The organism is Pararcticibacter amylolyticus (assembly GCF_003130405.1).
Lineage (GTDB): Bacteria > Bacteroidota > Bacteroidia > Sphingobacteriales > Sphingobacteriaceae > Arcticibacter > Arcticibacter amylolyticus.
In genome coordinates this window covers 319,947-327,705 of the sequence record NZ_QEAS01000002.1, presented here as the reverse complement: position 1 = coordinate 327,705, position 7,759 = coordinate 319,947, and the positions used below count along the sequence as shown (strand labels likewise).

The following is a 7,759-nucleotide window of genomic DNA, read 5'->3' as shown; positions in this document are numbered from 1 at the left end:
TTATCCCCTCTTTGAGCAGATCATGCAAATGAATAATCCCTTTGTATACACCATCATCCGCTACCACAAGCTGTGTAATATTGTTGGAGCGCATTAAGTCGAGTGCATTAACAGCCAGTTCACCGCTTTCGATCTTGCGGGGCGCCGTGTACATGATATCCTTAGCCTGTAACCCGGAGATGCTGTCATATTTCTCCATCATTCTCCGGATATCGCCGTCAGTGATGATGCCTGCAATTTCATTGTCGCTGACAACGGTTACGGCTCCAAGTCGATTTCTGGTGATCTCCAGAATCACTTCCTTTATTGACGCTTCAGGGCTTACCTCTGGTTTATCATTGTTAATATAAAGGTCACTGACTTTCAGGTAAAGTTTCTTTCCAAGTGATCCTCCCGGGTGAAATTTAGCAAAATCTTCGCTGCTGAAGTTCCGGCATTCAAGAAGGCAGACGGCCATCATATCACCCATCACCATTTGTACAGTCGTGCTGGTGGTTGGCGCAAGATTTAAAGGACAAGCTTCTTTTTCAACAGTCGTATCCAGCACGTGGTCAGCCTGTTTGGCCAGGTAAGAATTCGTATCCCCAACCATGCCAACGAGCGTATTGCCGGCGTGTCTCAGGAGGGGCACGAGGACTTTAATTTCAGGGGTATTACCGCTTTTTGATATGCAGATAACAAGATCTTCTTTTTGAATGATTCCCAGGTCGCCATGTACGGCATCAGCAGCATGCATAAACACAGACGGCGTACCGGTTGAATTGAAAGTCGCAACAATTTTTTGTGCCACGAGTGCACTTTTGCCCACCCCCGTGACAATTACACGGCCCCTGAGGTTCAGGATGGATTCTATTATCACGTAAAAGTCATTATTCAGCTTTGAAGCAAGCCTGGAAAGGCCTTCCACTTCTGTTTGTAAGGTACGTTCTGCGATCAGCAGTACTTCAGAAATCGTTTTCAATCAGAAAATATTTATTATAAAACATACTAATTCACGGCAAAAATATGTTATTTTGGGGTGAAGTTTAGGCTTTCTAAATTTTTTCCCACAGGAGGACATGGAGATCAAGAAATCACTATTTGATAATTTACAGAATTTTTTTGGCTTTGATAACTTCAAAGGCGAGCAAGAAGCAATAATAACCAATATATTACAGAAGAAAGATACGTTTGTAATAATGCCGACAGGCGGAGGAAAATCTATCTGTTACCAATTGCCGGCATTGATGAGTGAAGGCACCGCGGTGGTGATCTCACCCCTGATAGCACTAATGAAGAACCAGGTTGATCAGCTGAGGGCTTTCGGCGGTACCGACAGCATTGCCCACTTCCTGAACTCTTCATTGAATAAATCAGAGATAACAAAAGTTAAACAGGATGTATTAAGCGGAGAGACAAAACTGTTGTATGTTGCACCAGAGTCTCTTTCAAAGCCTGAGAATGTTGATTTTCTCAGACTGATAACCGTTTCGTTTGTGGCAGTGGATGAAGCTCACTGTATTTCAGAATGGGGGCATGATTTCCGCCCTGAGTACCGTAAAATACGCCAGGTGATTAACAACCTGGGCGAGAATATTCCCATTATCGCTTTAACGGCCACTGCTACACCTAAGGTTCAGCAGGATATCATTAAAAACCTTCAGATGAACAATGCCACCTTGTTCAAATCATCCTTTAACAGGGCCAACCTTTATTATGAGGTTCGTGCTAAAAAGAATGTGATGAAGGAGATCGTGAGGTTCATCAAAGGCAATACTGGAAAATCAGGAATCGTATATTGCCTCAGCCGGAAAAAGGTGGAAGAGGTTTCAGAAGCATTAAATCTTAACGGAATCCGGGCACTGCCTTATCATGCAGGACTGGATCCTAAAACGCGGGCAGAAACACAGGATAAGTTCCTGATGGAGGATGTAGAGGTAATCGTTGCAACGATAGCCTTCGGCATGGGGATAGACAAACCCGATGTCAGGTATGTGATCCACCATGATATCCCGAAAAGTATGGAAGGATATTACCAGGAAACCGGCAGAGCGGGACGCGACGGAGGCGAAGGCCTGTGCCTGGCATTTTATTCGGAAAAGGATATCGACAAACTTGCCAAGTTTATGAAAGATAAACCTGTCTCTGAAAGGGAGATAGGCACGCAGATATTGAAAGAAGTGATCGATTATGCTGAATCGGCAGTTTGCCGCAGGAAGCAAATCCTTCATTATTTCGGAGAGAATTTCGACGAAGCGGGTTGTAACAATATGTGCGACAATTGCCGGGCGCAAAAGACTCATTTTGATGCAACTGAGAAGTTGCAGGGTACATTAAGACTGATAAAGGAATTTGGTGAGAAGTTTGATGACCAGCATATTTTAAATGTGGTTATGGGGCTTGAAACTCAGCAGATAACAGCTTACAACCATAATAAGATCCCTGAGTTTGCGAGTGGTAAAGAGGATGGCATACTGCTTTGGAAATCGGTACTGCGGCAGGCGCTGCTCAACAATTACCTTTCAAAGGACATTGATAATTACGGGCTTCTTAAGCTGACAAAATCCGGTAAATCATTTATTGATAGTCCTCATTCCCTTAAGTTCGTGTTGAACCGCGAGATGGAGGCTACCGACGATGATCAGGATGAGACTTCGCAGGGTGGGGCGGGAGCCATGGATGAAGAGCTTCTCAAGATGCTTAAAGATCTGAGGAAGAGGATCGCAAAACAGAAAAACCTTCCTCCTTTCGTTGTTTTCCAGGATCCGTCTCTTGAAGAAATGTGTATCCATTATCCGGTATCTCTGGAAGAAATCAAGCAGATCCATGGTGTTGGGTCCGGAAAAGCACTGAAGTTCGGTACTCCTTTCGTTAATCTTATCAGTAAGTATGTAGAAGATAACGATATTGACAGGCCTGTAGACCTGGTTGTCAAAAGTGCCGCAAACAAATCGGCGTTAAAAGTATCGATCATACAAAACATCGACCGCCATATAGCTCTGGAAGATATAGCTGCATCCAAAGGCCTTACTTACGAAGATATATTGAGAGAAGTAGAGTCTATCGTTAATTCAGGGACTAAGCTTAACCTCAACTATTATATTGATGAAATGATTGATGAAGACCGTCAGGATGAGGTTTTTGATTATTTCAGGGGTACTGAAGTAGACTCTATCGACATGGCGCTGAAAGAACTGGGCAGTGATGATTATACCCGGGAAGAACTTCAGCTGATGCGTATTAAATTTTTATCAGAATTAGGCAACTAATGACAGACCAGATTCCAGGTATCCGGCATGCCGGCAGCCATAATTTCTTTTTAATGGCCGGCCCCTGTGCCATAGAGGGAGAAGAAATCGCCTTGCGTATCGCAGAACGTATTGTATCGATAACCGATAAGCTTAGAATTCCGTATGTTTTTAAAGGTTCCTATCGTAAAGCCAACCGCTCGAGGATAGATTCGTTTACCGGCATCGGCGACGAAAAAGCTTTGAAGATCCTGGCGAAGGTAAAGAGTGAATTTGGTGTGCCGGCAGTAACAGATATTCATGAAAGCGCTGAGGCAGAAATGGCTGCGGCCTACGTGGACGTTTTACAGATCCCCGCGTTTCTGTGCAGACAGACAGACCTGCTGGTGGCGGCGGCAAAAACCGGTAAAACGGTGAATATCAAAAAAGGGCAGTTCCTGTCTGCCTCATCGATGTCTTTTGCAGTAGACAAAGTGAAAGATTCGGGCAATGACAAAATAATCCTCACAGACCGGGGAAATACATTTGGATATCAGGATCTTATAGTCGATTTCAGAGGTATACCCGAGATGAGGGCGTTTGGTGTTCCTGTCGTAATGGATTGCACGCACTCCCTGCAACAGCCTAATCAGTCCTCCGGTGTTACAGGAGGAAAGCCTGCTCTGATTGAAACTATAGCTAAGGCAGCTATAGCGGTTGGAGCCGACGGCTTATTTATTGAAACTCATCCTGATCCAAAGAATGCGAAATCTGACGGAGCAAACATGCTTCAGCTTGACCTTCTTGAAGATCTGCTCCTGAAGCTCATAAGAGTAAGGGAAGCTGTTTTGTGATGAAATAGACAGGGCCTTGTGCCCTGTTGACTTACTTATCCATCCACTTCCTCCCCGGATTAATCTTGTCCTAACGACTCCAGCAGTTCCGGGCAAGGCCCCGCATGTTGAATTTTTTCACATCCATCCGGATTTGCGTACAACCCTTAAATTTGCGCCCATATTGCCATTTCAGTTTCAAACTCTCAACTTTTAACTCTGAACTTTTAACTATATTTGGCAAATAGGCTTTCAATTAATAACGACAATTACTAATGACAGAAGAAGTTCTGGAGAAATACGAACTGGTTGTAGGTCTCGAAATACATGCCCAGCTTTCAACCAAAACAAAGATTTTTTCCTCTGATCCTGCCTCTTTTGGAGCAGAACCTAACAAACATACCAGCATCATATCAGTAGGTCTGCCCGGCACCCTCCCCAAAGTGAACAGGAAGGTAGTTGCTTATGCGGTAAAAATGGGGCTGGCTACCAATTGCACGATTAACCGGAACAACCGTTTCGACCGTAAGAATTATTTTTATGCGGATCTTCCAAAAGGTTACCAGATTACACAGGATGAATTGCCTGTTTGTAAGTCCGGACACGTATCCGTCACTCTTAAGGACAGGAGTGAAAAACTTATCCGCATTAACCGGATCCACATGGAAGAAGATGCCGGAAAAAGTATGCACGATAAGGATGATAGCTGTTCGCTGATCGATCTGAACAGAGCCGGGGTGCCCTTAATCGAGATTGTCTCCGAGCCTGATATTCGTTCAGCTGAAGAAGCTGCTGCTTATTTTACCGAAATCAGGAAGCTGGTAAGATATCTTGATATCTGTGACGGTAATATGGAAGAAGGAAGCATGAGGTGCGACGCCAATATTTCCGTTCGTCTGAAAGGCGATACTGCTTTTGGCCAGCGATGTGAAGTTAAAAACCTCAACTCCATCCGTAACCTTCAGCGTGCTGTGATCTACGAGTTCCGGCGCCAGGTAGAAGTAATTGAAAAAGGAGGGAAGATCGAGCAGAATACCCTCAATTTTGACGCCGCAACAGGTGTTACGTCTGTTCTGAGGTCAAAGGAGATGGCTTACGATTACCGGTATTTCCCCGAGCCGGATCTTCCGTCTCTTCAGCTTTCTGAAGAATGGATAGAGTCGGTGAGGAGAGAGCTCCCCCAGTTGCCGGAACAGAGGATCACTCGTTATACAAATGAATTGGGACTTACACACTACGACGCCTATCTGCTGACGTCAGAACGCTCGTTTGCTGACTATTTCGAGGAACTGGTGAGCCATACCCGGTCTTACAAAACTGCTGCAAATTGGATGACGGGGCCTGTACAATCCTATCTCAATGAAAGCGGGAAAGATATTACCGGGTTCGGATTGAAGCCAAAGGCTTTGTCGGAAATCATCAATCTGATAGAGGAAGGGAAAATCAGTCACACAGCCGCTGCTCAGCAGCTGTTCCCCGCACTGCTTGCCAGGCCGGAAGGCTCGGTTGCTAAACTAGTGGAGGAACTGAATCTCTTAATAGATACTGCCGGCGACGAACTGGAAGGCTTTATTGATGAAGTCCTTAATAAATATCCGGACAAGGTAAAGGAATACCATAAAGGTAAAAAGGGCGTTTTAGGATTGTTCATGGGAGAGGTGATGAAGATTTCTAAAGGAAAAATTGATCCTAAGACAGCCAATCAGTTGGTAATAAATAAATTAGAATCATTAAAGTGAAGCGTATATTAATAATATGGACACTGATTGCGGTGACTCTTGCTGCCTGTAAAAACAGTGACGAGTTTACCATCAGTGGAAAACTGGAAAATGTCCAGGGACTTAAGAAAATCTTGCTGTATCAACAAAACAGGCTGGTAGACTCTGCATTTCTGAATGAGAGTAATGAGTTTAAATTCAGGGTTGCTGCTCCCGAACCGGAATTCTTCTACCTGGTAGCGAATGAAAAGAACTATTTATTTGTAGCGAAGAATGGTGATGAGCTGAATTTTGAAGCAGATTATATGAACCCTGTTGGCGAGTATAAGATTGAGGGCTCAAAAGATGCTGAAAAGTTGAAAGAGTTCAATTCAATAGCGAATAAATATGGGAAGGTATTTATAGAGCTGCGTTCGCAATATGACAGGCAGGTTTCAGCTAACCCTGCTTTAAAGGATTCCCTGGAAGCCGTGCTAAGACCCCGGTTTGAAGAGAACATGAAACAATTCTCTGATGAATCACTGAAGTTTGCGGAGAAGAACAAAGATAATTTAGCTGGCTTCTATGCTATCAGTTCACTTGATAAAATGATGTATGAGGAACAGATGATAAAGTTTGCCGAAGATATCAAGGGGAAATATAAAAATAACGAAGCGGTTACAGACTTTATCAGCAGGATGGAAAAGCTGAAGCCTCTTTCTAAAGGGCAGGTTGCTCCCGATTTTACAATGGCTTCTGCTGACGGTAAGCCTTTAAAGCTTTCAGACTTCAGAGGCAAATATGTCCTGCTTGATTTCTGGGCTTCCTGGTGCGGCCCCTGCCGGCAGGAGAACCCTAACCTTGTAAAGCAGTATCATGCTTTTAAGGATAAAGGCTTTACTATCCTGGGCATTTCCCTCGATTCTGAAAAGAGCAAATGGCTGAAAGCCATTCAGGACGACAAACTCGCCTGGAACCATGCCTCTGAATTAAAACAATGGAACGGTACCGTCTCCAGGCAGTACGAGGTAGAAGCCATACCAGCGTCTTTCCTTCTGGATCCTCAGGGAAAGATTATAGGGAAAAACCTGCGCGGAGCTGAACTTGAACTCTTTTTAAAGAATACGTTGAAATAAACTGAGCTAATTGTTAAGTGATTGTAGTGGTTAACAATAATTTAATATTAACTTAACTATTTTCTATATTTAACAATATACTTTAGCGCTGTAATAAAATCATATGAGCTCAGTAAAGCAAAAGATCCTTATTGTCGATGACGAACCGGATATCCGGGAACTTATAGAATACAACCTGAAAAAGGAGGGCTATCAGGTATTTTCAGCTTCTAACGGACAAGAAGGTATTACAGAAGCAAAAAAAGTCAAGCCTGATCTGATCATTCTCGACGTGATGATGCCAAAGATGGACGGTATAGAAGCCTGCCGGATTATGCGTACGATGAATGAGTTTAAAAGTACATTTATGGTATTCTTAACGGCAAGAAGTGAGGAATATTCAGAAATTGCTGGTTTCAATGTGGGGGCGGACGACTATATAGCCAAGCCGATCAAGCCAAGGGCGCTGGTTAGCCGCATTAATGCTATCCTGCGCCGTAATAGCCTCGCAGAAGAGGTCACCGAAAATAAACTCGAGATAACAGATCTTGTGATCGACCGCGAAACATATCTCGTTTATAAACAGGGACAGAAAGTAGTTCTTGCCAGAAAAGAATTTGAATTGCTTTACCTCTTAGCATCACGGCCGGGTAAGGTATATACCAGGGATGTGATTTTAAAGAATATCTGGGAAGACTCGGTAGTGGTAACCAACCGCACTATAGATGTTCATATCCGCAAGCTCAGAGAAAAGCTGGGAGAAAATTATGTAGCCACCGTTAAAGGAGTAGGTTATAAATTTGAAGCTTAAAAAAAGCCGGCTAACCGGCTTTTTTACATACTTTCGTGCGTTGCCTGTTAGCTAAACCTCTCTCTCCCCCTTGCCTTCATCTGCGGACTCTGAGCTA

Annotated in this window: 6 protein-coding genes; 5 read left to right on the top strand and 1 reads right to left on the bottom strand. The window is 43.8% G+C overall.

Annotated elements, in window-relative coordinates; translation table 11 throughout:
* Nucleotides 1-961 (bottom strand): KpsF/GutQ family sugar-phosphate isomerase (locus tag DDR33_RS03840; protein WP_109414563.1); only part of this gene is annotated, 961 nt, incomplete at its 3' end.
* A 97-nt stretch (nt 962-1,058) separates the two neighbouring features.
* Between DDR33_RS03840 and recQ the strand changes: the two genes are divergently transcribed.
* From recQ to DDR33_RS03815, 5 genes are all read left to right on the top strand, one after another.
* Nucleotides 1,059-3,248: a DNA helicase RecQ gene (gene recQ / locus DDR33_RS03835; RefSeq protein WP_109414433.1), complete on the top strand. Its 2,190-nt coding sequence runs from the start codon at nt 1,059-1,061 to the stop codon at nt 3,246-3,248.
* The gene (gene kdsA / locus DDR33_RS03830) at nt 3,248-4,060 is read left to right on the top strand and encodes a 3-deoxy-8-phosphooctulonate synthase (protein WP_109414432.1); all 813 of its coding nucleotides are present in this window, start codon (nt 3,248-3,250) and stop codon (nt 4,058-4,060) included. The genes recQ and kdsA overlap by 1 nt, the downstream gene beginning before the upstream one ends.
* Nucleotides 4,061-4,314: 254 nt before the next feature.
* Nucleotides 4,315-5,778, top strand: a complete 1,464-nt coding sequence (gene gatB, locus DDR33_RS03825) for an Asp-tRNA(Asn)/Glu-tRNA(Gln) amidotransferase subunit GatB (RefSeq protein WP_109414431.1) — start codon at nt 4,315-4,317, stop codon at nt 5,776-5,778.
* Entirely contained in the window at nt 5,775-6,872 is a 1,098-nt protein-coding gene (locus tag DDR33_RS03820) for a TlpA disulfide reductase family protein (protein WP_238387656.1), read from the top strand. The genes gatB and DDR33_RS03820 overlap by 4 nt, the downstream gene beginning before the upstream one ends.
* A 103-nt stretch (nt 6,873-6,975) precedes the next feature.
* Entirely contained in the window at nt 6,976-7,662 is a 687-nt protein-coding gene (locus DDR33_RS03815; RefSeq protein ID WP_109414430.1) for a response regulator transcription factor, read from the top strand.
* Nucleotides 7,663-7,759 lie beyond the last annotated feature (97 nt).